16 protein-coding genes are annotated in these 24,743 nt (G+C 70.0%); 7 read left to right on the top strand and 9 right to left on the bottom strand.

Features of this window, described 5'->3' with window-relative positions; translation table 11 throughout:
• Positions 1-76 precede the first annotated feature (76 nt).
• Positions 77-7,300, bottom strand: coding sequence for a DUF5979 domain-containing protein (locus CEP17_RS10670; RefSeq protein ID WP_162722437.1), 7,224 nt, complete (start codon positions 7,298-7,300; stop codon positions 77-79).
• Positions 7,301-7,489: 189 nt separating this feature from the next.
• Between CEP17_RS10670 and argG the strand changes: the two genes are divergently transcribed.
• From argG to CEP17_RS10645, 5 genes are all read left to right on the top strand, one after another.
• Complete coding sequence (gene argG / locus CEP17_RS10665) at positions 7,490-8,932, top strand: argininosuccinate synthase (RefSeq protein ID WP_112932214.1); 1,443 nt, start codon at positions 7,490-7,492, stop codon at positions 8,930-8,932.
• A 93-nt stretch (positions 8,933-9,025) separates the two neighbouring features.
• Positions 9,026-9,649: a TetR/AcrR family transcriptional regulator gene (locus tag CEP17_RS10660; protein WP_112932213.1), complete on the top strand. Its 624-nt coding sequence runs from the start codon at positions 9,026-9,028 to the stop codon at positions 9,647-9,649.
• Positions 9,649-10,344 (top strand): hypothetical protein, encoded by a 696-nt coding sequence (locus CEP17_RS10655; protein ID WP_112932212.1) that lies wholly within the window; start codon positions 9,649-9,651, stop codon positions 10,342-10,344. The genes CEP17_RS10660 and CEP17_RS10655 overlap by 1 nt, the downstream gene beginning before the upstream one ends.
• Positions 10,341-12,194 carry a YhgE/Pip family protein gene (locus CEP17_RS10650; RefSeq protein WP_112932211.1) on the top strand — a complete coding sequence of 618 codons (1,854 nt, stop codon included), beginning with the start codon at positions 10,341-10,343 and terminating at the stop codon, positions 12,192-12,194. The genes CEP17_RS10655 and CEP17_RS10650 overlap by 4 nt, the downstream gene beginning before the upstream one ends.
• 109 nt (positions 12,195-12,303) lie before the next feature.
• Positions 12,304-13,749, top strand: coding sequence for an NAD(P)/FAD-dependent oxidoreductase (locus CEP17_RS10645; protein ID WP_112932951.1), 1,446 nt, complete (start codon positions 12,304-12,306; stop codon positions 13,747-13,749).
• A gap of 19 nt (positions 13,750-13,768) precedes the next feature.
• On the opposite strand, the gene CEP17_RS10640 is transcribed toward CEP17_RS10645, so the two are convergent.
• The 8 genes from CEP17_RS10640 to CEP17_RS10605 all read right to left on the bottom strand — a co-directional run bounded on the left by CEP17_RS10640 (position 13,769) and on the right by CEP17_RS10605 (position 21,934).
• Positions 13,769-14,335: a GNAT family N-acetyltransferase gene (locus CEP17_RS10640; protein ID WP_112932210.1), complete on the bottom strand. Its 567-nt coding sequence runs from the start codon at positions 14,333-14,335 to the stop codon at positions 13,769-13,771.
• Positions 14,336-14,599: 264 nt separating this feature from the next.
• Positions 14,600-14,956 carry a monovalent cation/H(+) antiporter subunit G gene (gene mnhG, locus CEP17_RS10635; RefSeq protein WP_036286831.1) on the bottom strand — a complete coding sequence of 119 codons (357 nt, stop codon included), beginning with the start codon at positions 14,954-14,956 and terminating at the stop codon, positions 14,600-14,602.
• Complete coding sequence (locus CEP17_RS10630) at positions 14,953-15,222, bottom strand: monovalent cation/H+ antiporter complex subunit F (protein WP_036286829.1); 270 nt, start codon at positions 15,220-15,222, stop codon at positions 14,953-14,955. The genes mnhG and CEP17_RS10630 overlap by 4 nt, the downstream gene beginning before the upstream one ends.
• Positions 15,219-15,800, bottom strand: coding sequence for a Na+/H+ antiporter subunit E (locus CEP17_RS10625; protein WP_036319432.1), 582 nt, complete (start codon positions 15,798-15,800; stop codon positions 15,219-15,221). Before CEP17_RS10625 ends, CEP17_RS10630 begins: the two co-directional genes overlap by 4 nt.
• Positions 15,797-17,362 (bottom strand): Na+/H+ antiporter subunit D, encoded by a 1,566-nt coding sequence (locus tag CEP17_RS10620; protein ID WP_036319434.1) that lies wholly within the window; start codon positions 17,360-17,362, stop codon positions 15,797-15,799. Before CEP17_RS10620 ends, CEP17_RS10625 begins: the two co-directional genes overlap by 4 nt.
• Complete coding sequence (locus CEP17_RS10615) at positions 17,359-17,904, bottom strand: Na(+)/H(+) antiporter subunit C (RefSeq protein ID WP_112932209.1); 546 nt, start codon at positions 17,902-17,904, stop codon at positions 17,359-17,361. Before CEP17_RS10615 ends, CEP17_RS10620 begins: the two co-directional genes overlap by 4 nt.
• Positions 17,901-20,828: a Na+/H+ antiporter subunit A gene (locus CEP17_RS10610; protein ID WP_112932208.1), complete on the bottom strand. Its 2,928-nt coding sequence runs from the start codon at positions 20,826-20,828 to the stop codon at positions 17,901-17,903. Before CEP17_RS10610 ends, CEP17_RS10615 begins: the two co-directional genes overlap by 4 nt.
• A gap of 56 nt (positions 20,829-20,884) precedes the next feature.
• Positions 20,885-21,934 (bottom strand): substrate-binding domain-containing protein, encoded by a 1,050-nt coding sequence (locus CEP17_RS10605; protein WP_112932207.1) that lies wholly within the window; start codon positions 21,932-21,934, stop codon positions 20,885-20,887.
• 108 nt (positions 21,935-22,042) lie between these two features.
• Here CEP17_RS10605 and CEP17_RS10600 point away from each other — a divergent pair, with 108 nt between their 5' ends.
• Together CEP17_RS10600 and CEP17_RS10595 are read left to right on the top strand one after the other, a co-directional pair.
• Positions 22,043-23,275: an MFS transporter gene (locus CEP17_RS10600; RefSeq protein ID WP_112932206.1), complete on the top strand. Its 1,233-nt coding sequence runs from the start codon at positions 22,043-22,045 to the stop codon at positions 23,273-23,275.
• Between the two features lie 83 nt (positions 23,276-23,358).
• On the top strand, positions 23,359-24,708 hold the full coding sequence (locus tag CEP17_RS10595; protein WP_112932205.1) for an HNH endonuclease signature motif containing protein: 1,350 nt from the start codon (positions 23,359-23,361) through the stop codon (positions 24,706-24,708).
• The last annotated feature ends 35 nt before the right edge of the window (positions 24,709-24,743 follow it).

Below are 24,743 nucleotides of genomic sequence, written 5' to 3'. Positions count from 1 at the left end.
GAGCGGCCCGTCCTGCGCTCCGACACCGCTGAGCGGACGGGCGAGGGTCACCTCGCCCGTCCGCTCAGCGCATCCGTCAGATCTCGCGACGGCGGCGGCGCGTCAACAGCACGATGCCGACGATCAGACCTGCGATCCCGAAGCCGGACACCCCGAGCACGAGCGCCGAGCTGCCACCGGTGGCCGGCAACGGCTTGTCGAAGCGGTTGTCGACGCCGACCGCGATCGTCCTGTCGGCGGTGATGACGACGCTCGCCGGATTGGCGGAGTGGCCGCCGTCGACGGTCATGGTGACCTGCTTCGCCTCGCCGGTGCGCGTCTCGGTGAGCACGCACGCGGCATCCGTCGGCAGATCGGTGTAGACGACGGGCGTTCCCACGGTGAGATCGCGGACGGCGCCGCCCGGGATCGGCAGGTTCTCGCCGTACCAGGTGCACACGAGCGTCACACCGAAGGTGTCGCCGGTGTGGGCGGATGCCGCGGTGCCGCTGACCGTCTTCGTCACCGAGATCTGACCGGCGGTGAAGGTGTTGGCGATGGTCATGAGCTGCGGCTCGTCGCCCCCGTGAAGGTCGATCGTCGCGCTCGTCCCGGTCACGGGGTCGGCGTCGTCCACCGTGATGCTCGTGGAGGCCGCGTGACCGGTGACGGTCTCGGTGACCTCACACGTCGCGCCGACGGGAAGGTCGGTGTAGGCCGCCCGGTAGTCGTTCGCGGCGGCGAGCTGGCGCTCCGCTCCCCCGGGCACCGCGATGTCGGTGACGGTGCCGTCCACGACGTACGTGCAGACCGCGCTGACCGTGAACGGTCCCGCCGCACCGGGATTGAGCATGTTGCCCTGGCGCTCCTTGACCACGTCGAACGAGGCGAGGTCGAAGCGGTTGGTGGCCGTGACCTTGACGTCGCCGATCGCGACCGGGTCGGTCGGCGCCACGATCGTGACCTGGCCGTCGGCCGGGTCGAGCGTCGCCGCGGTCGCACCCCCCGTCGTCAGCTCCTTCACGTCGCACACGGTGCCGGTCGGGTACACACCGAACGTCTCGGTGTCGCCGTGGCGCAGCGAGAAGCGCTGGTCGAGCAGGCTCTGACCCTGGTACGTGCAGACGGCGGAGAAGTCGAACGAACCCGTGCCGTAGAGGTCGGCGCCCGCACCGGTCACGACCTTGCCGACCGTGAGTCGACCCGCGTCGTACCCGTTGGTCACGGTGACCGCGGCGGCCTCCACCCCGGGCGTGACCGTGGCCGAGCCGTCACCGGCGTCGACGACGTTCGTGCCCGTGAACACGATGTGGTTCGCGAAGAACGAGTCCGTCTCGGTCACCGTGCAGCGTGCCCGGGCGGGGATGCGGTCGGCCGGAGCGGTCCAGGTCTGGCCCGCCTCGAGCGTGAAGGTGAGCTTGTGGGAACCCTGATCGTCGAACGCCACCGGCATTCCCGTCGCACTCGTGCACGTCAGCGAGAAAGTGAACGGTCCGAACTCGCCGGCCGTCGCCTCGGTCTGCACCTGCTTCGTGACCGACAGGCCGCTGTACTGGTAGTCGTTCGTCAGCGTCGCGACCTGCAGCGCGGGCACGTCGCCCGCATCACCGTCCTGCGGGGCCGGCTCGGTAACGGCGATCGTCGTGGGCGATCCGCTGCGGGAGGTCTCACCGAACGCGCCGACGGCGCCCTGTTCGGTGACGGTGCACGTCGTGCCCTCGGCGCTGAGCGGGATGCCGTCGATGCGCGCCGTGTAGTCGTTGGCCGCACTGAGGGTGACGGTCGACGCCGCTCCGAGGTCGAGCGGTGACCCGCCGGCGGAGCAGACGACATCGGCGAGGAAGCTCGTCGGCGCGTACTGCGCCGCCGGTCCCGTGATCTTCTTGGTGACCGCGATCGAGCCGAAGCGCAGGTGGCTGCCGACGACGGCCGGAGCGATCTTGCGGAACGTGCTCTCGGTGGTCAGCTCGTACTTGACGCCGTACTGGTTCCAGGCGAACTGATCGCTCGCGGGGACGCTCGTCGACGCGCCGTCGGGACGGTCAGCGGCGGCCGGCTTGTTCACGGTGGAGAACGTGACGTCGGCAGCCTGACCCGGCGTGAGCGCCTTGGCCGGCGTCGTGCGGAAGTCGAGGTGCACGCGGATGCCGGTGACCTTCGACCAATCGGTGCCGTCGGACGCGACGGTCCACTTCTCACCGTTCTGCTCGCAGACCGGCGCGGTCGTGAGCGTCGACCACGTGTTGACGCACACTCCCGTGCTGGTGGTGACCTCGACGGTCTGCGTCGTGCCGGCCGGAGCGGCGACCTTGAGCGAGCCCGCCAGGAGCTCGGGGCGCAGCGTCGAGCCGCGACCCGTGCCCGAGATGAGCAGCGTGTCACCCGGCGTCGGCAGCTGGTCGAACACGGTCATCTCGGCGACCGGGACGGTCCCCGCGTTGACGTTGTGCAGCACCCATTCGTCCGTGCCGCCCACCTCGGAGTTCGCGACACACGGCGACCGGAAGTAGCCCTTGTCGCCGACGACGAGATTCTGCTGGCAGATCGCATCCGAGGCGCCCGGCTGGTACGCACCGGGCAGCGCGCCCGAAACACCCTTGACGGTGTACAGGTTCGAGCCGGCGACCACGCCGACGTAGTCGGTGGTGCCGCACGTCGTGGGGTCGTTCGCGAACGCGCTGGTCGTCGATCCGCCGGGCACGGTGTTGCGGCACGCGGTGAGCTGCTGCGCCGTCTTCACCGTCATCGTGTTGGTCGCGCGGTCGCCCTGCGACAGTCCGGGCTGCAGCTCGAGGAACAGCCGCACCTTGAACACTTCACCGGGCTTCATGCGGTTGCCGTCCGACGGCCACGTGAACGTGACCGTGCGACCGTCGGGGCTGAGGCCCACCGTGACCTTGTCCGACAGGAGGCCGTCGGCCTGCTTGGTGAACACGGGCGCCGGTGTCGTCAGGTAGTCCAGCTGCACCGGCAGCGTGTCGGTCAGCTCCGACACGGTCAGGAAGCCGGTGCCGGTGTTCTGGAAGGTGAGATCGAACGGCACGGGCGAGCCGACCGACACGAGGCGGTCGCCGTTGTTGCTCAGCTTGTTCACCGCGATCTGGTGCGTGCCCTGCGTGAGCGCGATCTGGGCGGACGCCTGCTTCAGGGCGGAGTCGTTGCCGTCGACGCGCGTCGACTGCGAGGACTGCGTGTTGGTTACGGTGTGGTCGAAGCTCACCGGACCGCTGGCGTCGCGGTAGGCGTCGCGCACCTTCACGGTGAAGGCCGCCGATGCCGACCAGTTGGCCGCCGGGATCGTGTTGGAGAACAGAGCACCGTCGGCGCGCGTGAAGGTGAAGCGGATGCCGTCGACAGCGGTGACGTCGGTGCCCGTGGGCAGCGCGGCGGTGGCCGCGGCGGTTCCCTGGATCCAGCGTCCCCCGGTGTGCACATCCACCCGCACGCGGTCGGCGCCTGCCGGCAGGGTCACCGCGCCGAGCCCGACGAGGTCGAACGTGTTCCAGAAGGCGGTCGCGTCGGCGAAGTCCTCGACGACGACGACGTTCGGAGAGAGGGTGCTGCGCGGGTTCGATCCCTGGTTCGCACCCAGGGTCACCGTGACGGGCGTGCTCTTCGCCGGCTCGGCGATGGAGGCCGCGCTCACCGACTTCGTCGGGGTGATGTTGACGACACCGCCGGTGAGGACGACCTTCGCGTCGGCGACGTCACCCGTCTTCGTGGTCGGCGCCAGCACCGGGTCGTACGACTGGGCGAACACGCGGTTCGAGACGTCGACCGTCTTTCCTGCCGGCAGCACCTGCGCATCGCCGCTGGATCGCAGCGTGGGTCGCAGTCGGCTGTCGATCGTGACCGTGAAGACGTTGCTCTGGTCGATCGTGCCCGTGTTCGCCGCGCTCACGCCGCGGAACGTGACGCTGACGCCCACGACGTCGGAGAGCTGTTCGGCGGTGAACGCGTTCACCTGAGCGATGGTGTGCGAGGTCGTCGTGTACGTGCCGCCGGAGTAATGCAGGAGCCATACCGTGGAGCCCGACGCGTCGATCTGGGCAGGAATGCTCGAGGCAATCGTGATCTTGGTCGCGTCGAAGCGATCGAAGGGCGTCGGAGTGCCGCTGTCCGTGAGGTAGTTCTTCGACGTGTCGAACGGGTCGGCGAAGGCCGCGGAGACATCGGACTGACACCCGGCCAGTGCGGTCTGGCTGCAGGTGGCCGGATCGGTCATCCGCAACGCGCTCGCCTTGGCCGTGGCGTCGTTGTGCGCGGTCATCGTCCACTGCGCCGTCGGATAGCTCTGCGCGGGCGTGCCGGTGACGGGCGTGAAGATCTGGCTCGTCGGCGTGGCCGACTTGGTGACCTTCACTCCCGGCGGCTGGTTGAGGATCTGGATCGTGTCGTGGTCGCCGTCGGTGATGTCCGCGCCGCCCGCGAGAGGGTGCGAGCTGATCTGGACGGCGTTGTCGACGATGCCCTTGGTGGAGGTGTTCAGCAGCGAGTCCGCCGTGATCGGGGTTCCCGAGGAGCGCGTGACGTCACGCAGCTGCCAGGTGAGGTCGAACTCTCGCTGCACGCTGCCGGAGCCGACTCCCGAGCCCGGGGCGGGCGCGAACGGATCGAAAGCGGGACCGGTCTGGCGCGCGGCCTGACGGGCCGCGGTGTCGGCCGCCGTCTCATCGATCACCAGGCGGACGCCGGTGGTCTTCGCCGACTCCTCCGCGGTGAGGGTGTATCCGACGAAGCCGCGGCCTGCCGTCATCCAGCTGCCACCGGGCGCGGCGACGGTGTGCCACGTGCCGTCGAAGAAGAGTTCGACCGCGGTCACGGTGTCGTACTTGAGGTACCAACCGTTGCTGTACGGGTCGGCGCTCGGGGCGATCGCCGCCACCGAGACGAGGTCGAACGCGTCATAGGCCGTCGACGACGGTGTGCCGGCGTCGGTGGCGGGGTCGGTGATGGTCACCGGCGCGAAGCCCGAGGAGACGTTCCAGCGCAGCGTCGTGTCGGCACGCTGCCCGGACTGGGCATCGAGGAAGTCACGCGTCCACCGCTTCTGGATGTCGGGTCCGGGGCCCGGCGGGTTCTGCTCGGTCTGGATCGTTCCCGGTGCCGTGTCGGTCGCATCGTCGATCAGCGTCTTGCCGCCGTCGCTCTTGCCGGTGACGCTCGAGACCGCGGTGTTCGTGTAGGTCGTGGGCTTGTCGGGGCCGGGAGTCGTCGCGCCGCCCGTGCGACGATCGGCGCGGGCGTCGAAGACGAGGTTCGGCGTGACGTTGGTGGTATCGGCGAACCCCGCGTCGCTGTGGAAGGTGAAACGGATGCCTTCCACGTCGGCGGCAGCCAGCGGCGCGAGGGCGGCCGCGGTGGCCGCGGCATCCATCTGGAAGACGAACGCCTGCGCCTGCGCGGGCGCGGTCGCCAGCGTCACCCACGTTCCGTCGTGACGACGCACCTGCACGGTCAGCGTCGTGTTGGCCGGCACCTGTGTGGGCGCGACGGAGGTGAAGCTGAAGGCGTTCCAGAACGCGTCCTGCGCGCCGTTCCAGGCGTCCTCCACGACGATGTCATTGATGCGGGCTCCGTCACCGGTGGCCGAGGCCACGGTGCGCAGGGAGGCGATGACGCTGTCACCGGGGGCGACGGGGGCACCCGGGCGCACCGTCTTGTCGATCGTGACGGAGACCGACGGGTCGATGACCGTCAGTGTGGCATCGTCGGTCGCTTTCGCGGTCAGACCGTTGGGGGCGGTCACCGTCGAGGCGACGGTGTTGGTCAGCGTGACGCTCGGCTTTGCGCCGGTCGCGTTCTCGGTGGTGGCGATCGTGAAGGCGGCGTTGGCGGTCGCGTTCGCCTGGATCAGCGAGCCGGTGAAGACGAGCTCGAAGCCGGTCACGGGCCCTCCGGGCGCGGCCGGCACGGCGCCATTCGCGAAGGAGACATCCTGGGTTCCGCCGGCGGCGAGGTGGTAGACGACCTTCGCCGCGCTGGCGCCGGCCGGCCACACGGGCGCGGCGGTGAACCCGCCGAAGGCCACGTCGGTAGAGAAGAAGTCGAGGTCGGCCACGCGCAGCTCGCTGACGGGGACCGCGCCGTTGGTGGCGGAGAGCGTCGACGACGCCTTCTGGCCGGCGGTGATCTGACCGGGAGCGATGTTCTTCGCGGTCTGCACCGTCGGCATCGAGGGTGCGACCGTGTAGCTGGCCGTGGCATCCTTCGTGGCCGTGCGCGTACCGACGGCCGCGATGCCGTTGGCCACGTTGTCGACGCGGTGCTCGGCAGTGGACAGATCGGCTCCGGTGTCGCGCTGGGTGGAGCGCTGGGCGAGGCCGAGCCCCAGTGCGACGGTGTCACCGGGCCCGATGGTGCCGACGCAGGTGAGGCGGATGCCGCCGACCTGCGCATTCGTGACGCCGTTCGGCAGGGTCGGGGTGGCGGCGGGCGGGCCCGTCTTCCACGTCCAGGTACCGCCCTGGAAGACATACGCGTCGACCTGGACGGACGTGCACGACGCCGGCAGCGAGACGTTCTGCAACCCCGTGAAGTCGGTGATCGTGAAGGGGTTGCTCGCGTCGAGCGTGGACGCTCCGTCGACGGCGGTCTTGGGCTCCTGGATGACGAGCTTGTCGACGTTGACGTTCGAGGCGTTGGAGACGCCGAGGGCGATGGCCGACGCGGCTCCGGGCGCGTACGACAGACGGTTCGGCGACCATGTCTTCGTCACGCCGACAGCGATGTTCTCGGGAACGTTGATGTTGATCGTCGCCGAGCTGTCGACGGGGTTCGCGTTGGTCGCCGTGACCCTCGCGGTGTTGACGATGTCGCCGCTCTGGCCGGGCGGGTAGTTGTCGGGCACGCGGAGGCTGACCAGCATCGAGAAGGTGGTGCCCGCCGACATACCGACGCCGACGGGGGTGTCGGTCGTTTCCTTGATGTCGACCGTCACGGCGGTGCCGGCGGCGACCTTCGCCGGCGGGGTGCTCGCTCCCCCGGTCCAGGTCACGGCGTACGGGGTGGTGTCGGGAGCGAATCGCACGCTCTCGATGTCGAAGCCCACGAGCGCAGCGGGGAAGGCATCGGTGAGCTGAGCGCCCAAGCAGTCCTGCTCCGAACACGTGACCTTTACCGTGTACGTGAACGTGTCACCCGGAAGCGGCGTCGGCTTGTCGACGCTCTTGTCGATCTGCAGGTAGTCGCCGGGACCACCGGCGGCGGTCGCTGCCGGCGCGATGCCGCCGACGACTCCGCCCAGCGCCAGAAGAACGACGAGAAGCCCCGCGACGAACGGACGCTTCGCGGACACGACGGAAGAGCGCGCAGCGCGCATGCCAACTACCCCCAAGGTAGAGCGCCCCTGCCACCGACCCCACGTCGGCAGCCCCGATCCCACATCGGAGGGCGCACGTGGGTCCGACCATAGGGCATACATGCACAGCTATGCGAATCCGGTGACCCCCGCGAGTGCGGGGGCCACCTCCGCAGGTTGCACCGCCGCCGCTCAGTAGACTGAGGTTCCATGTCGAAGGTCCTTCAGTCCCTGCCCGTCGGCGAGCGCGTCGGCATCGCCTTCTCCGGGGGGCTCGATACGTCGGTTGCGGTTGCGTGGATGCGCGATAAGGGCGCCGTTCCGTACACGTACACCGGCGACCTGGGGCAGTACGACGAAGACGACATCGCATCGATCCCCGGTCGCGCGCTGCAGTACGGCGCCGAGAAGTCGCGCCTCATCGACTGCAAGCCGCTGATGGTCGAAGAGGGGCTCGTCGCCCTCTCGTGCGGCGCGTTCCACATCCGCTCCGGCGGCCGTACCTACTTCAACACGACACCGATCGGCCGCGCCGTCACCGGCACGCTGCTCGTGCGCGCGATGAAGGAGGACGGCGTCGACATCTGGGGCGACGGATCCACCTACAAGGGCAACGACATCGAGCGCTTCTACCGCTACGGCCTGCTCGCCAATCCCGCCCTGCGCATCTACAAGCCCTGGCTGGACGCCGATTTCGTCACCGAGCTGGGTGGTCGCAAGGAGATGAGCGAGTGGCTCGTCGCCCATGACTTCCCGTACCGCGATTCGGTCGAGAAGGCCTATTCCACCGATGCCAACATCTGGGGCGCCACACACGAGGCGAAGACCCTCGAGCACCTCGACGTCTCACTCGAGGTCGTCGACCCGATCATGGGCGTGCGCTTCTGGGATCCGGCGGTCGAGATCGCGACCGAAGACGTGTCGATCACCTTCGAGGCCGGTCGTCCCGTCGCCATCAACGGCGCCGAGTTCACCGACACCGTCGCGCTCGTGAAGGAGGCCAACGCGATCGGCGGCCGTCACGGACTGGGCATGAGCGACCAGATCGAGAACCGCATCATCGAGGCGAAGTCCCGCGGCATCTACGAGGCGCCGGGCATGGCGCTGCTGTTCATCGCGTACGAGCGCCTGGTCAACGGCATCCTGAACGAAGACACGCTGGCGACCTATCACGAGCAGGGTCGCCGGCTCGGCCGCCTCATGTACGAGGGACGCTGGCTGGAGCCGCAGTCGTTCATGTTGCGCGAGTCGATCCAGCGGTGGGTGGGCTCCGCCATCAGCGGCACGGTCACCCTGCGTCTTCGCCGCGGCGAGGACTACACGATCCTCGACACCGTGTCGCCGAACCTGTCGTACGCGCCGGAGAAGCTCTCGATGGAGCGCGTCGGAGACGCCGCGTTCGGTCCGACCGACCGCATCGGCCAGCTCACGATGCGCAACCTCGACATCGCCGACTCGCGGGCCCGTCTCGAGCAGTACGCGGGTCTCGGGCTCATCGGCGGCGCGACCGCCGAACTGGTGGGCGAGCTCGCGTCGGGCGCGTCGGCGGAGATCACCGGGCATGCGGCTCCGTTCGACGAGGCGCGCGAACAGCTCGCCGAGGCGGTCGACGAGGCATCCGAGTCGGCGTCGTTCGACTTCGGCGCCGACTGAGCCTGCGCTCCGACTCGTCCGCGTTTCGACTCGTCGCTGCGCTCCCCACCAAGGAAACTTGCACACCGTTGTGCAAGTTAATACACTGACCGGGTGACCACCACCCCACCCCTTCGACGCCCCCGAAAGGATGCCGCTGCCAATCGCGCCGGCATCCTGCAGGCGGCCGCGACCACCCTGGCGCTCGATCCGTCCGCCTCGATCGATCAGATCGCGCGCGCGGCGGGTTTGTCACGGCGTGCGCTGTACGGACACTTCGACGACCGTCAGGCACTGCTCACCGAGCTCATCGCCGCCGGCGCCCAGCGCTTCAATGCGATCGCCTCGTCGCTCCACGAGCCGCATCCCCCGCTCGCTCTCGCACGCTTGACGGCGGCCCTGTGGGCGGAGGCCGCCCACGTGCAGGTGGCCGCCGCGCTCGCGCTCGACGACACCCGCCTCGAGCAGACCGCCGCCGCACTCGCCCCCCTGCGGCGCACCCTCGTCCAGGTCGTCCGCGCCGGCCAGGACGACGGCACCCTTCGCGCCGACATGGCCGCCCCGACTCTCGCCCGCCTCATCGAGGAGACGGCGCGCGCGGCGGTCAGCCGCATCGATGCATCGTCGCCCATCGCGACCTCGCTGGCCGTGCGGGCCGTCCTCAGCATCGCCGGGCTGTCCTGGCGGGAGTCCGAAGCCCTGCTGAACGCCCACCCCGATGTGCTGGAGACGAAGTGATGCGCGTACGTCTGGATGAGGTGCAGAAGGGGCGCCGTGGCGAGGCCCTGGGGGCGACGAGCCTCACCTACCGCAGCGGGCGCGCCACGCTCGCGGTCGCCGAGACCGAACAGCGCCCCACCGTGCTGGGTCTCATCGCGTCGGGGCGTATGCGCCCCGACGCCGGCACCGTCGCACTCGACGACGCCACCGACCGCCGCGCACACAACGCGCTGCGCCGCCGGGTCGCTCTGGTCGATGCTCCCGACGTGAGCGAGCCTGCCCCGAACATCGCGGTGGCCGGTGTCGTCGCCGAGGAGCTCATGTTCGCAGGCCTCGCCTCCGACCCCCTGTCGGCTCGACGGTGGCTCGACGAGCACGACCTCCGTTCGTCGGCGCGACTGCCGATCGCCGACCTCGCACCGGCGCACCGACTGCGCATCCTTCTCGAACTCGCCTCTGCGCGCCCCGGGGTCGACGGCCTCGTCCTCGTCTCCCCCGACCGCCACGGGGGCGACCCCGTGCAGTGGTGGGAGCTCGCCGAGGAGTTCGGCGAGCGAGGCTACGCCGTGCTCGTCATCGCCGGCGAGGCCGCCGCGTCGGCCCTGGTCGACACCTCGGCATCCCTGGCGCCGCATCCCTCCAGCGCCCGCGTCCTCAAGCCCAGTCGGGTGCGCCTGCGCACCACCGCTCCCCTCGCCGGAGGCCACCGATGAAGATCCCCGCCATGATCGCCGCCGAGCTGCGGCGCCTGACGGCGACGCGCATGTCGGTCATCGCTCTCGTCGCCCTCATGCTGGTGCCCGTCCTCTACGGCGGGCTGTACCTGTGGGCCAACCAGGACCCGTACGGGCACTTCTCCGAGGTTCCCGTCGCCCTGGTCGATCTCGACGAGGGGTCGGGGACCGGCAGCGATGCGGCGCAGTACGGCAGCCAGGTCTCGCAGCAGCTGATCGACGGCCACGCCTTCGACTGGCGCGCGATGAGCGCCGCCGATGCCGCGACCGCTCTGCACGAGGGGACGGTCGACTTCATCGTCACGATCCCCTCGGACTTCTCCGCGGCCCTCGTCTCCTCCGGCGGCTCCGCACCGCGCCAGGCGTCCATCGGCCTGCAGACCAACGACGCCAACAACTACCTCGCATCGACCATCGGCACCCAGGCCGTCGAGAAGATCCGCCGCTCGGTCGCCGAGCTCGTCGGCCAGGAGGCGGCTTCGCGCTTGTTGGGAGGGCTCGCCGACATCCGCGCCCAGCTCGTGCAGGCGTCCGACGGCGCCACGACCCTCGCAGACGGGGCCGCCCAGGTCGCCGGAGGCAGCACGACACTGGCGCAGGGCACCGCCGCACTGGCGCAGGGCGCGGGAACGCTCACCGACGGCGCCAACCAGGTCGCCGCGGGCGCCACGCAGGTCGCCGACGGCGCCCGTCGCGTCTCGGCGGGGACGGCGACGCTCGACGGGTACGCCGATCGCGCGGCATCCGCGGGGCAGCAGGTGGTCGCCGCCCTCCCGCAAGCTCGCGCCGACATCGCGACGCTGCTGGCCGACCGCGGCGTCGACCAGGCCACGATCGACCGGGTGCTCGCCGCGCTGGATCCCATCGGCGACGCCGCGGTGACCGGCAACAACCGTCTTCAGGCGGCCGTGTCACAGGTCGATCAGCTGGCGTCCGGGGCAGCGCAGGTCGCCGCCGGCGCCGCGCAGGTCTCCGCCGGGGCGACGCAGGTCGCCGGCGGCGCCGGCTCGCTCCGCGACGGCGCCGACCAGGCCGCGGCCGGCGCAGCGACCCTCGCGTCCGGTGCCGGCCAGGTCGCCGGCGGCGCGTCACAGCTGCGCGACGGTCTGGCTTCGGGGGTGCAGGCGATTCCCGACACGGATGCCGCGACCCGCGACGCCCAGGCCAAGACCATCTCCGATCCGGTCGCGGTGAGCTCGAGTGCGCAGACCTCCGCGGGCGATTACGGTGCCGGGCTCGCGCCGTTCTTCGCTGCCCTCGCCGGCTGGATCGGCATCTACGCCCTCTTCCTCATCGTCAAGCCGATCTCGCGCCGAGCCGTCACGGCGCTGCGCTCACCGGTCCGGGTCACCATCGCGGGCTGGCTCACCCCGGCTCTCCTGGGCAGCGTCGGCATGGTCGCGCTGTTCGGCGTGCTCTCGTTCGCCCTCGGCTTCCGGTTCGCGAACCCACTCGGCACTCTCGGCATCCTGATGCTCGCCTCCTTCACCTACGCGGCGATCATCCTGGCGCTGAACGTCTGGCTGGGCTCGGTGGGCCAGTTCGTCGGTCTCGTGCTGATGGTGCTGCAGCTCGTGACGGCGGGAGGCACCTTCCCCTGGCAGACGCTGCCGGCACCGCTGGCGGCGCTGCATCACGTGCTGCCGATGGGCTACGTCGTCGACGCGATGCGCCAGCTGATGTACGGCGGTGACCTCGCCCGCGTGGGCACGGACATCAGCGTGCTGCTGCTGTGGCTCGGCGGGGCGCTGGCGCTGGCGGCGGTGGGGGTGACCCGGATGACCCACCGCCGAACGCTCCGCGACCTGCAGCCGAGTCTCATCGGGTAGGGCGCCGGGGCATCGTCCCGTCGGCCGCCCGCCCGGCGGCGGCGGGCGGCCCGCCTCTACGATGGGAAGGGACCCCGGAGGAGGCTCCATGGCGACCAGCGCATGGCCGATGACCGACGTCGAGGTGGTGGGATCGGGCCCCAACGCCCTGGCCGCCGCGGTCACGCTCGCGCGGGCGGGCCTGTCAGTGCGCGTCTTCGAGCGGATGTCGCACCTCGGCGGCGGAGCCCGCACCGCCGAGACGGTCGCGCCCGGATACCAGCACGACACGTGCTCGGCCGTGCATCCGTTGGCCCTGGCCTCACCCTTCTTCCGCGCCTTCGGGCTCGCGCGTCGCGTGCAGTTCGTCACACCGGAGATCTCGTTCGCACATCCCTTGAGCGCCGCCGACGGCGGCTCCGGCATCGCCTATCGCGATCTGGAGCGCACGGTCGAAAGCCTGGGCCGCGACGGCGCCACCTACCGCCGCCTGATCGCGCCGCTCGCCGCGCGTTCGCGCGAGATCGCCCGGTTCACGGGTTCCCCTCTGCTGCGCGTGCCTCCGCATCCTCTCGTCAGCGCCCGCTTCGGCGCGCGGGCGGTTCTGCAGGGCAGCGCCGCCTGGAATGCGCCCTTCAGCGGCGCCGTCGCTCCGGCGATGATCACCGGTGTCGCCGCCCATGCGATCGCGCCGCAGCCGAGCCTGATCGCCGCGGCCGCCGGCCTCGCCCTGCAGACGCACGCGCACGCGGCCGGTTGGCCGATCCCGATGGGCGGCTCCCAGGCGATCTCCGACGCCCTCGCCGACGATCTCCGCGCACACGGCGGCGAGATCGTGCTCGACCACGAGATCGCCTCGCTCGACGAGCTGAACGCCCGCGCGGTGGTGCTCGACGTCACCCCGCGCGCGCTCGTGCGGCTCGCCGGCGAGCGGCTGCCGAGCGGCTACCGGCGGCGCCTGGAGCGGTTCCGCTACGGCAGCGGCTCGGCCAAGGTGCAGTTCGCTCTCTCGGGTCCGGTCCCCTGGGCCGACGAGCGGATCGCCGAGGCCGGCACGGTGCACATCGGCGGCACGCGCGCCCGCATCGCTGCGGCCGAACGCGAGGTGCTCGCCGGGCGACACGCGGCATCCCCCTATGTGCTCGTCTCCCAGCCATCGGTCTTCGACGCGACACGGGCGCCGCACGGCCACCACGCCCTCTGGGCGTACACGCACGTGCCGGCCGGTTCGACGCTCGACCAGACCGAGGCCGTCACCCGCGCGATCGAGAACGTCGCACCCGGATTCCGCGATGTCATCATCACGTCGCGCAGCACGTCGGCCGCGCAGCTCGAGGCCGACAACCCGAACTACATCGGCGGCGACATCGCGGCCGGCGCCGCGACCCTGCGCCAGCTGCTCGCACGGCCCGTGCTCAGTACTGAGCCATGGCGAACACCCCTGCCGGGCGTCTACCTCTGCGGCGCGGCGACGAGCCCCGGGCCGGGTGTGCACGGGCAGTCGGGATGGTTCGCCGCGCGGAGTGTGCTGCGACACGAGTTCGGGATGGCCCGCACGCCGTCACTCGCACCCTGAGGTCGCTGCGCGAGGCGCGTCACCGCAGCGGCAGCATGACCTTCTCGAAACGGAAGCCGCGATCCTCGCCGTCGAAGCTCTCACCCGGTCGATCCGCTGCATCCGGCTCCTCGAGCGGGCCGGGATGCGGGTGGCCCTCGTGGAAGAACTCGACCGCGTGAAAGCCGCAGACGTTGATGTAGAAGTGGATGTTGCGCACCTCGAAGTGCGGCGTGAAGGTCTCCCAGACGCGGGTGTCGGGGTAGCGCTCCTCGATCGCGCGCCACGCCCGCCGACCGAGTCCCTTGCCCTCGCGACCGACATCGATGAAGAACAGCTCCAGCGCGCGGCGGCCCGCCTCCCGGCCCGGAACGACGACCGCCCCTCCGACGCGTTCGCCGTTCTCGAGCAGGTGCAGCACCTCGGCATCGGGAGCATCGAACGACTCTGCGAGCTCACGATCGCTGGGAATGGGTTCCGTGCTGGGCTGCCCCGTCTCCTTCTCCACGGCGGGGGCGAAAGCCGCCTGAATGCGCCGACCGACGTCGGCGAGGTCGTCGCGGATCGCCGGCTCGAGCGTCAGGGGTGGCGTGCTCGCGGTTGTCATGATTCGTGCCTCTCTCACGCGGTTCTTCCAGTCCACCAGCACGCCGCGTCGGCCGCATCGCCCGAGCGACCGGACTTTCCCGCCGATCGGGGGACACGGCCGCGGACCGAGGGGAGGGATGCCGGGGCCGGACCTGTGACCCCCCAGTTGACGGTCCGGCCCCCGACTCGTCCAGTGTGGCGGCGATGCCGGACGTGTGCGCCGTTGTCCACACGTGCCGCCGGCAGCGCCCGCACATCCGCCGATGGGGAGGAGTTCTCGCGCTCAGCCGCCCGCCGCAGGGGGCGTGCGACGGGCCTCGTCGAGCTCGTCGACGTACAGCGAGCGTTCGTCGATCGTGCCGTTGCGATAGGCCTGGCGTCCGACCATGTGCGCCGACAGCGGCGCGGTGGCCAGCTGCATCATCACCACGGGGACGAGGAAGGCGACCACCGGCCAGCTCCGCAGCGACAGCGCGATCGCGAGGCAGATGAGAATGAGCCCGAGCACCTGCGGCTTCGTCGCGGCATGCAGCCGCGTCGGCACATCGCGAAAGCGCAGCAGCCCGATCGCCGCCGTGACGCACAGCAAGCCGCCGATGAGCACGAGCACGAGGGCCGCGATGTCGAGGAGATCGTTCATCGGTCGGTGTTGTCCCTTCGTGCGACGAAGCGCGCCACTGCGATGGAGCCGAAGACACCGACGGCGGCGATGATGAGCAGCGCCGGCAGCGACCGGGTGTGGTGGTTGATCACCATGTCCGCGCCCAGGGCGCACATGACGAGCGTCAGCAGCACGTCCGATGCCACGGCGCGGTCGAGGATCGACGGCCCCACGATGATGCGCCACAGCGTGAGAAGGCCCGCCGCCGCGAAGACGACGTAGATGGCGATGATGAGAACGGTCATCGAGGTGCGCCGCCTTCCCGCGGCGAGCGCGCACCGATCTGCTGAATGGCCCGCAGCTGGGCGCGCGATCCCACCGCGCGCACGATGCGCGCCTCCCAGCCCTGCACGGCGCGGCGCTGCTTCTCCACATCCTCGGCGGAGGAGACGCCGATGACGTGCAGGAAGAGGATGCGCCGGTCACGGTCGACGTCGACGATCAGCGAGCCCGGGATGAGCGACGCCGTCACGCCGACGTGGGCCATGATCAGGTCGTCGTCGGTGCGCAGCGGCACCGCGATCACCGCGGTGCCCGGATAGCGCCGCGGATTGAGGGTCTGCCACGCGACGAGCAAGGAACCACGGATCAGAGCGAGGAAGAACATCACCACGAAGACGAGGCCGTACCAGAGATTCACCCGTCCCGACAGCTCGACCGCCGGCAGGCGGAACACGCGGGTGACCACGAGCGCCACGACGACGCCGGTCACGGCGGCGAGCACCGTGAACTGACCCCACAGCAGCATCCACAGGGCGACCAGCCACACGAAGAAGGGAAGCTGGCGCCAGACGGCAGCCGCCACCGACGACGTCGGACTCATGATCCGCCCCCGTCGTCGAGCTGCACCAGTGTCACGGGCGTGAGCAGCGCGTCGCCGATGCTCGCGCACAGCGCGTAGAGGGGACCGGCGAAGACCGTGAGGGCGACCGTGACCGCGACCATCCCCGCCGTCGTCGCGGTCATGATGCGCGGAATGACGCGACGCGCGCCCTCGTCGTCGGCTGCCGGGGCGTCACCGAGGTACGAGATGCGCTCGACGACGCCGGTCTCCTCCGAATGGTCGTCGTCCTCGCGCCAGAAGGCGAGGTTCCACGCGCGCATGAGGGTGTACAGGGTCAACAGCGACGTGACGATGCCGCCGATGATCAGGAGGTACATGAGCGGCGTGCCGACCTCGGCCGCCGCGTCGAACAGCGCGAGCTTGCCGATGAATCCCGAGAACGGCGGCAGCCCGCCGAGGTTGATCGCCGGGATGAAGAACAGCACCGCGAGCAGGGGTGCGGCGCGCATCAGCCCCTTGACCTTGAGGATCGATGTCGAGCCGGCACGACGCTCGACGAGCCCGACCGCGAGGAAGAGCGTGGTCTGCACGATGATGTGGTGGACCATGTAGTAGATGGTCGCGCCGAGAGCGAGAGGCGTCGCGATCGCGAGCCCGAACACGAGGTAGCCGACGTGGCTGACGAGTGTGAACGACAGGATGCGCTTGAGCTCGGCTTGGGCCAGCGCGCCGAGGACGCCGACAATCATGGTCGCCAGCGCGACGATCAGCAGCAGCGTGTTGACGTCGTTGTCCCGGAAGATCTGCGTCTCGGTGCGGATCATCGCGTAGACGCCGACCTTCGTCAGAAGGCCTGCGAAGACCGCGGTGACGGGTGCCGGCGCGGTCGGGTACGAGTCGGGCAGCCAGAACGACAGCGGGAACACGGCCGCCTTGATGCTGAAGGCGAGCAGCAGCATCAGATGCAGGACGAGCTGCGTCGAATCGGGAAGCTCTGTCATCCGCTCGGCCAGCTGCGCGATGTTCACGGTGCCCAAGGCACCGTAGATGGCAGCGATGGCGGCGAGGAAGAGGATCGAGGAGACGAGCGAGACGACGATGTAGACGACTCCGGCGCGGATGCGCGACTCCGTGGAACCGAGGGTGATGAGCACGTACGAGGCGACCAGCAGGATCTCGAAGCCGACGTACAGGTTGAAGAGGTCGCCCGCGATGAACGCGTTGAAGATGCCCGCCGACAGGATGAGATACGAGGGGTGGAAGATCGTCACGGGGGTGTCGTCGTCGCCGTCGGCGGCGCCCTGCCCGACGGAGAAGAGCAGAACGGCAAGCAGCACGATGCTCGAGATCACCACGAGCAGCGCCGCGAGACGATCGACGTACAGCACGATCCCGAACGGAATCGGCCAGCCGCCCACCGACACGGCGATCGCCTGCCCCGACGAGTCGACGGTGTACAGGAGCACGGCGGCGATCGCCAGCACGAGGGTGAGCGTGACGACCGACACACCGACCTGAACGCGGCGCTGGCGACCGAAGACGAGCGCGATGCCGGCGCCGAGCAACGGCAGGGCGACGAGAAGGGGAACCAGAGCGCTCATCGCGCATCACCGCCCTCTCGGCCGTCTCGACCCGGACGGTCGACGGGGGCGTCGTCGCGGATGCCGTCGAGATCGCGATGGTGCAGGACCGTGATCGGGGCGGTCTCGGTGCCGATGAAGTCGGTCGTCGCGTCCTCGTCCTCGTCCTCGATGGACGTCTCGTCGTCCATCTCGTCCTCTTCGACGGCACCGCGATCACGCACGGCGATGTCTTCCTCGTCGTCGACCACCGTGTCGGCCTGGCCGAGCTGCCACGAGCGGTAGATGAGCGCGAGCAGGAAGGCCGAGACGGCGAAGGTGATGACGATCGCCGTCAACGTCAGCGCCTGCGGCAGCGGGTCGCTCATCTCGTCGACGCCGCCCGCACCGAAGAACGGGGCGATGCCGGGGCGGCCCATGACGACGAGCAGGAACAGGTTGGTGGCGTTGCCCAGCAGCAGGAAGCCGATGAGCACGCGGGTGAGGCTGCGCTCGAGCATGGCGTAGACGCCGCACGCGAAGAGGGCGGCCATGATGACGATGAGAACGGCCGAGACGGTCACGAGACGAGCACCCCCCTCTCGCGAAGCTCCTGCGTCTGCCGGTCGACCTCGCCACCGAGCGAACGCAGCACGTCGAGCACGAGACCGATCACGACGAGGTAGACACCGATGTCGAAGAGCGTCGACGTCACGAACTCGATGTGACCGACGACCGGGATCTCCGCCTCCCAGAACACGCTCTTCAGGGGCGGCAGGCCGAACAGCAGCGGCACCACCGCGGAGGCCACGGCGAGCGTCATCCCCGCACCGAGAAGGCGCCCGGCATCCGTGGGGGCGGCCGCCCCGAGCTCGTACCGACCACCGGCGACGTAGCGCATGACCAGCGCCATACCGGCGACCAGGCCACCCGCAAAGCCGCCGCCGGGAAGGTTGTGACCGGCGAAGAGCAGGTAGATCGACACGACGATGATCGTGTGGAAGAGGATCCGAACGATGACTTCGAGCAGGATCGACCGATTCTCCGGGCGTACCTTCTGTCCACCCACGAGCCATGTCTGACGCGTGCTGTCGGGATCGCTTCCGCGGGGACGCGGCCCCTCCGCGGTCTCGATGAGGGGCCGCCGCGTGCGGGTGACCCCCGTCGGCAGCGCCGAGATCGATCGCGAGATGAGATCGGAGCGGTGGGTGACGAACACCAGCGAGGCCACCCCGGTGGCGGCGAGGATCAGGACCGACAGCTCGCCCATCGTGTCCCAGCCGCGCAGGTCGACGAGGGCGACGTTCACGACGTTCTTTCCGTGCCCGAGCTCATAGGCGAGGTCGGGGAAGCGATCGGAGATCGGCGTCGCGACGCGCGCACCGGTCGCGACCATCGCGACCATCGCCATCGTGGCGCCGACGGCGACGGCGAGGATCGCCCGCAGGATCGGCTTGACCGAGGCGTTGTGCTCGCCCAGGCGCGCGGGGATCCGTCGCAGCACCAGTGCGAACGCCACGAGCGTGACCGTCTCGACGAGGATCTGCGTCAGTGCGAGGTCGGGTGCCCCGCTCGTCGCGAACAGGGCGATCATGCCGAGTCCGGTCGCCGAGACGAGGACGACGCCGGTGTAGCGCTTCCGAGCCCGTACCGCGAAGATGCCCGCGACGATCATGATCGGCGCGACGACCAGCTGCATCGGCGTCTGCCAGGCGTCGAGCGAGATCTGCCAGTCGCGGCCCGCGAACAGCGCCGTGCCCTCGGCCGCCACGAAGACGACGAAGATCGTGCCGACGTACACCGGAAGCGAACCCCGCTGGGTGAAGGTCGTGGTCCACACGGCGATGCGCGCGATCATGCGCAGCACCAGGTTGTAGACGTCGGCGGCCGTGAACGGCAGCACGCGACGCGGCATGCGGCCCGTGCGCTGCGCGATCGTGAACACCACCGCACCCAGAGCGATGCTGCCCAGCGACAGGAACAGAGCAGGCTCCCATCCGTGCCAGAGCGCCAGGTGATACGGATATCCGCCAGCGGTGGGGAGCGTGTCGGCGTAGCCGGAGAAGGCGTGATCGAGCAGCGGTGCCGTGAAGCCGGCGGCGAGAGTCAGGACGGCCAACAGGATCGGCGCCGCGAGGAAGCCCAGCGGTGGATCGGGCCATTGCGTGGCAGGGCGGGCCGCGCCGTCGGCATCCTTCTTCGTCCAGAACGCGCCCCACACGAAACGCAGACCGTACGCGGTCGTGAGGATCGAGCCGAGAAGGATGCCGAGCAGAGGGATGAGCGCATCAGGACGCGTGCCGCCTTCGAGCAGCGAGCTGAGCACCGCCTCTTTCGCAACGAAACCGACGGCGGGGGCGAACCCCACCATCGACGCGACGGCGATGATCGAGACCACCGCGAGCGTCGGCGCCTGGCGACCCACGCCGGACAGTTCACCGATGTCACGGGTCGACAGCTGACGGTCGATGACGCCGACCACGAGGAAGAGCGCCGATTTGAAGAGCGCGTGGCCGATCAGCAGCGCGAGGCCCGCGAGCGCGGAGTTGCGCTCTCCGTAGCCCAGAACGACCGTGAGCATGCCGAGCTGGCTCACCGTGCCGAACGCGAGGATGCGCTTGAGATCGGATTCGCGCAGCGCCTGGAAGCCGCCCAGCAGCATCGTGAAGATGCCCAGACCGATGACAATCGGTCGCCACAGCTCGTTCTCGGCGAACGCCGGCGCGAGCCGGGCGATCAGATAGATGCCGGCCTTGACCATCGCGGCCGCATGCAGATACGCACTCACGGGCGTGGGCGCGGCCATCGCACCGGGGAGCCAGAAGTGGAAGGGGAAGATGGCCGACTTGCTGAGCGCACCGACCAGCAGCAGAACGATCGCGGTGGCGAGCAGTCCGTCACTTCCCGGCCGCAGGGCCGCCGCACCGCTCACGATCGCGGTGATGCTGTTCGTGCCGTAGATCACCGAGAGCATGACCGCGCCGACGAACATCACGAGTCCGCCGAGCGTCGTGACGAGCAGCGCCTGGAGGGCGGCTCGTCGGCTCGCGCCGCGCGCGTGGTAGAAGCCGATGAGCAGGTAGGACAGGATGCTGGTGATCTCCCAGAACATCACGAGCACGATGATGTCGTCCGCCAGGACGAGTCCGTACATCGCCCCCGCGAACCCGAGGAGCACCGCGGCGAACAGGCCGACGCCCTGCGTCTTGCCGTCGAAGTACCAGCGGCAATACAGCAGGACCAGCGCTCCCACCCCGGTGACGATGAGCGTGAGGACCCAGCTGAGGGTGTCCATGCGCATCGAGAGATCGATGCCGAGTTGGGGGATCCAAGGAACGGACTCGGCCGGCACCCGACCGGCGATGACCTCGGGCGTGGCCATGGCGGCATGGACGAAGGCCACGACCGGCAGCAGCGCTGCGACGAAGAATGCTCGCGAGCCGATTCGCCCGACCAGCCACGGCAGCGCCAGCGGAATCACCGCGAACGCAGCCAGGAGCACGAGCAATCTGGCCTCCTGACAGGTCGCGGGGGTCGGAAGGCCAGTCTACCGGGCGCCCGGTGTCACCCGGCGCGCGAGGTCGTATTACCGATGCGGAATGTAGAAGTGAGGTCGACCGACTCCGGTTCACGCCCGTCGAGCATCGCAGCGATCGCGGCGCCTGCCGCGCGGCCCTTGGCCGTCGCGGGCTGGACGAGCGTGGTCAGCTCGTAGGGGGCGAGCCCGTCGACGGGAACGCCGTCGAACCCGGTGACGCTGACGTCCTGGGGCACGCGCAGACCGGCATCCTCGGCGGCGCGGATGACACCGGCGGCCAGAAGGTCGCTCTGCGCGATGACGGCGGTGGGCCGGGTGCGCGGGTCGGCGAACAGCACGCGCCCCGCGGCGAATCCGTCGTCGATGGAGCTGCCCGCGCACGCGAAGGCCGGCGCGTCGGGGAAGACGTCACGAGCTCCCTGAAGACGATCGCGCGTCACGTCGACCGCGATCTCGGCATCCGGCGCGATCCACCCGACCGTACCCGCCGCGTCCTGCCAAAGGGTGACGATCGCCACCCGGGTGTGTCCGAGATCGCGGATGTGCTCCGCCGCACGCCGCTGGGCGTCGCGGTTGTCCAGCGCGATGCGGGGAATGCCCTCGCCGGCGTCTCCTTCGACCACCACGACGGGGATGCCGCGGGCCTGGACGATCGGCAGCGACGCGCGGAGCGACCCATCGCAGCCGATGAGCACCGCGGCGTCGATGGACGCCGTCGTCAGGGTGGGGGCGTTCTCGATGTCGAGCTCGGCATCGCGGCGAAGGAGGAGGAGGCCCGCACCGAGGGGGGCGACGGCCTCGGCGAGGCCGTCCATCAGGAGACGCTGGACGGGGTCGACGAACATGAAGTTCAAGGATGAACCGACGACGACGGCGACGATGCCGCTGCGGCCCAGACGCAGCGAGGCGGCGCGGGGGTCGGGCCCGGTGTAGCCGAGCGAGTCGGCGGCCTCGATGACCCGCAGTCGCGTGGTGTCCGAGACCGGGGTCTTGCCGCTGAAGACGACGGACGCCGTCGACGGCGAGACGCCCGCGACGCGGGCGACGTCGGCGATGGTGGCCCGGCGGTTCGTCACTCCCCGATGCTAACCCGCGTCGAATCGTTTCGGGCCGGAGATCGGGGATGTGGCGCGCTCGTCGTCGAGGCATCGAATCGATTCGAGAAATGTGGATACAGTGAGGGGGTGATCTCCCGCTCCCGCCTCGACCGCCGCCAGCTCGTCCGCTGGCGCACCTCGATCTTCACGCTGTTCCTCCTGTGCGGCGTGACCTTCGCGTCCTGGGCGTCGCGGCTGCCGGCCGTCAAGCAGAACCTCGCGATCGACGACTTCGAGGTCGGCATCCTGCTGTTCGCCATGGGTGCCGGCTCGCTCATCGGCGTGATGTCGGCCAACGTCGTGGTCGTTCGCTGGGGCGCCAAGCGCGGGCTGTCCGTCACGATCGTGGGCATCGCCATCGGCCTGTTCCTGGCCGCGCTGGGAGTGGACGCGCTGTCGTCCTATCCCCTGACGGTGATCGGATTGGCGACCCTCGGCCTGTGCTTCGGCGCCACGGACGTCATGATGAACGTCGAGGCGGCCGAGGTCGAGCAGGCGTTCGAGCGCACTCTCATGCCGCTTTTCCACGCGTTCTTCAGCCTCGGCACCGTCGCGGGCGCCGGTATCGGCGTCGCGATGACGGCCTGGGGCGTCGGTGCATCATGGCACCTCGGCACCGTGGCCGTCGTCTGGCTCGCGATCACGGCCAACGCGCTGCGATCCATCCCCCTGCAGGCGCAGGTCACGGTCGACCCCGATGCCGAGTCTCCGGGGCGCCGTGAGCGTCTGCACGCCGCGCTCGAGGTCTGGCGCGATCCGCGCACCTACGCGATCGGCGCCATCATCCTCGGCATGGCCTTCGCCGAAGGCAGTGCGAACGACTGGCTGACGATCGCGGTCGTCGACGGTCACAACGAGTCGGAGGCCACCGGAGCGGTCTTCCTCACGGTCTTCTCCGTCGCGATGACGGTGTTCCGCGCGGTGGGCGGCCCGCTCGTCGACCGCATCGGTCGCGTGTGGACCCTGCGAGCCCTGTCGGTGGCCGCCGGGGTGGGCCTGGTCGTCTTCATCCTCGCGCCGAACCTTCCGGTCGCCTTCATCGGCGTCGCCCTGTGGGGCGCCGGCGCGTCGCTGGGCTTCCCCCTCGGCATGTCGGCTGCGGCCGACGATCCCCGCAAGGCCGCGGCATCCGTCTCTGCGGCGGCGACCATCGGCTACGTCGCCTTCCTCTGCGGACCGCCCGTCCTCGGCTGGGTCAGCCACCAGATCGGCATCCTGAACACCCTCTGGATCATCGTCGGGCTCATCGCCATGAGCGGCTTGGCATCCGGCGCCGCCAAGCCGATCGCGGGTTCGAAGGTGGGCGCGGGACACCACTGAGGCGGTCGCTCTCCCCGGGATGCCGCGACGGTCACCTGTGGAGAGATCGAACAAATGTCCGAAGGTCGCCGTATACTCGGGGTATGACGGAGATCGCGCCGGGGGGCGTCATCGAGACCGACAGCGGCGGCCGGTTCGTGGCTGTGCTGTCGGGTCTCGTTGCGGACACTGAGGTGGTGGCTCGCGCTGTGACGGCGGCGCAGGTCGCGGAGGTGCGGGTGCTGGCGCGGGCGGGTCAGCTCGCGGAGCGGGAGGCGGCGGCACAGCGGGGGTCGGTGCGGGAGCACGACATGGTGTTGCGCTCGATCGCGGCGGAGCTGGGTGGGGTGCTGCGGGTGACCGATCGGACGGTGCAGCAGCGGATCGGTGAGGCGCGTGGACTCGTCGAAAGCTACCCCGCGACCCTCGACGCGTGGGAGGCGGAGCGGATCACGCGTGGTCATGTGCGGGTGATCGTGGATGCCGGCGGGCTCGTTCCCGCCGAGCGGCGGGCGGAGTTCGAAGCGGAGGCGATCCGGCTCTGTGAGGGGGATACGCCCAACCGGGTGCGGGCGGCGGTGGAGATTCTCGCCGAACGCACCGCGGAGCGTTCCTTCACCGAGCGCCACCGCACGGCGAGCGCGTGCCGCCTGGTCCGGGTGATCCCCGGGGCTGATGGCATGTCCGACCTCGTCGCAACAGTGCCGACGGTCATCGCCCACGGCATCCTCGACCGTCTTACGCAGCAGGCGATGGTGATCGCCGACAGCCGCCATCACGAGGGCGACGGCGTTGGCGATGGCGATGGCGATGGCGATACGCGGACGATGGATCAGATTCGCGCCGGCGCGCTCAGCGACATGCTGCTCACCGGCAGCCCGACCCTCGACCCCAGCGCGGTCGGCGACCGGCCCGGGGCCCTGGGCGCGATCCGTGCGCAGGTTCAGGTCATCGTCCCCGCACTCACCCTGCTCGACGCCGACGACGGACCCGCCGACCTCGTCGGACGTACCCCGGTCGACGCCGACACCGCCCGCGCTCTCGCCGCAAACGCGCCCACGCTCACCCGGATCCTCACCGACCCCGTCGACGGGACCGTGATCGCCGTCGATCGGTACCGCACCGCACAGTCGCAGCGCCGATTTCTCCGCGCGCGCGACCAGCACTGCCGGTTCCCCGGATGCCGACGGGCCGCGATCCGCTGCGAGATCGACCACACCGTCGACCACGCGCAGGGCGGCCCCACTGCCCTCTGGAACCTCGCCCACCTGTGTCAGCGGCACCACTCGATGAAGCAGTTCACCTCCTGGAGAGTGCGACAACACCCCGACGGCATCCTCGAATGGACCTCGCCCACCGGACGGGTCTACCGAGAAGACGCCCCCGTCCCCCTGGTGGCGTTCACGGTCGACCCACCATCGCATCCACCCGCGGAATCCGTGCCACCCTTCTGAGCGACCGCGCGAGTTCTCCCCGCGCGCCCTGCGAG

The organism is Microbacterium sp. PM5 (assembly GCF_003293595.1).
In the GTDB taxonomy this organism is placed as follows: Bacteria; Actinomycetota; Actinomycetes; order Actinomycetales; family Microbacteriaceae; genus Microbacterium.
This window is presented reverse-complemented; position numbering and strand designations above follow the sequence as displayed.